Here is a 1415-nt window from a genome sequence, read left to right as displayed (position 1 = left end):
GGTATTGGGAGTATAAATTACAAGGGCGGATTACTTTTAGTGGCCGTTCATGTTGGTTTTGGCGATGCCCGTCTGTGATTATTTTGTGCATAATTTTGGCTTGGAATAAATTTTAAACTTTCCCTATATGAAAGAAGGTTTGCTCTTACTTTTGTGAAAATTGGTTAACTGCAATATGGTCAGATGCATTTTTTTGTGTGGCCCAAATGTGCATTTCATCATCCTCCACTTCCAGTCCTGCAGCACCGATAAAATCCACTCCATTTGTGCAGTTGAAAAACTTTGTTCCGATTTTTTTCATTTGTGGCTCGAAATGATCCACACTGCTTACATGGATAAGGTCGGCACGTCCGGTTTTCATTTCCTGATGGAACCCAATGGCGTAGATGTCCTTTTCGTCCATGATGAGATTGATGGATTGGTAACTTGCCCAATCGTCGGGTGCCTCAAAACTTTTAAGCAATCTGTACTTTCCATTTTCCGGTTCGACCGAATAAAAATCCCATATTCTGGAATCCCAGTTGGCCACCACCATCAAGTAACCCTTTTCACGTGCCAATAGTCCCGTGGCGCCGGTTGTTGGCCTTTTAACTTCCCCGGTCCTATCGATAATGACATCGGGTATTGATTTATAAAGATTGCCATTCCTGTAATTGTAGAGGCAGGCCTTGGCACTGGTCTTTTTGAAATTGTCCTCGATCCCTACCGCAAGATACCCATTGCTCACTTGGATTCCTCCCGCATGACGGAAAGGATCTTTCATAAGTGTGATCAGCGTGTCGGTCTCTTGGCGTTCCATATCCACTTGTAGGATATAAGATCGGTGTAGCGAACTCCCGGAAACCAAAAGTTTCTTTCTTCCTTGGGTTTCCATTACCTGAATCCCTTGAAAATGCCCATTTTCCGTAGGGACATCAAGAGTGTTCCTTATATGGATTGTGGTTGGACTGGGGTCGATGGCGCTGAATGCTTCGGGAACATTTTTTACTTTTTGGGACCACGTTGGGAAAGAGCAAAGCAACAGTGGAATTACAAAGTGTGGTAATCTGAAAGTGCCTTTTAGGCAACGAAAAAAGAAAGCGGCTTTTCTTTGAATCATTTTTTTGTTTTGTTTAAGAGAGTGGAAAATTGGAGCATCCCTAAAAAATATTCTGTTTAGTTGCCTGGTCTTAAAGCGTGCCTGTTTCTTACATCTTCTGGGAGGCTTAGGTTATAGCTGGCCCCAAAACCATCTGTTTGGTGGTAGATATATCCCTGCCAAGGATCAAGGCCGAGTATTCTGGGGTCCCCAGTATTTTCTAGGTGTGTTTTGAGTTGATTCCACATAGCATTTTTAGAGGATCGGTATTCTGGGTCATATGCCAAATTTTTGGTCTGACCAGGGTCATCGGCTATTTTGTAGAGTTCTTCCATAG

At 43.0% G+C, this 1415-nt stretch carries 2 protein-coding genes; both read right to left on the bottom strand.

Annotated elements, in window-relative coordinates:
* Positions 1 to 145 precede the first annotated feature (145 nt).
* Positions 146 to 1099, bottom strand: a complete 954-nt coding sequence (locus FOT42_RS17885; RefSeq protein ID WP_151891795.1) for a hypothetical protein — start codon at positions 1097 to 1099, stop codon at positions 146 to 148.
* A 56-nt stretch (positions 1100 to 1155) separates the two neighbouring features.
* On the bottom strand, positions 1156 to 1415 hold a 260-nt coding region (locus tag FOT42_RS18380; protein ID WP_417938552.1), incomplete at its 5' end, for a hypothetical protein.

It is taken from the genome of Flagellimonas hadalis, assembly GCF_007785775.2.
In the GTDB taxonomy this organism is placed as follows: Bacteria; Bacteroidota; Bacteroidia; order Flavobacteriales; family Flavobacteriaceae; genus Flagellimonas; species Flagellimonas hadalis.
Note: the sequence above shows the minus strand (reverse complement) of the source record. Positions and strands in the feature narration are given on the sequence as shown.

Excerpts from the sequence above, each read along its gene's own strand:
- FOT42_RS17885 (WP_151891795.1), bottom strand. The coding sequence starts at position 1,099 with ATGATTCAAAGAAAAGCCGCTTTCTTTTTTCGTTGCCTAAAAGGCACT.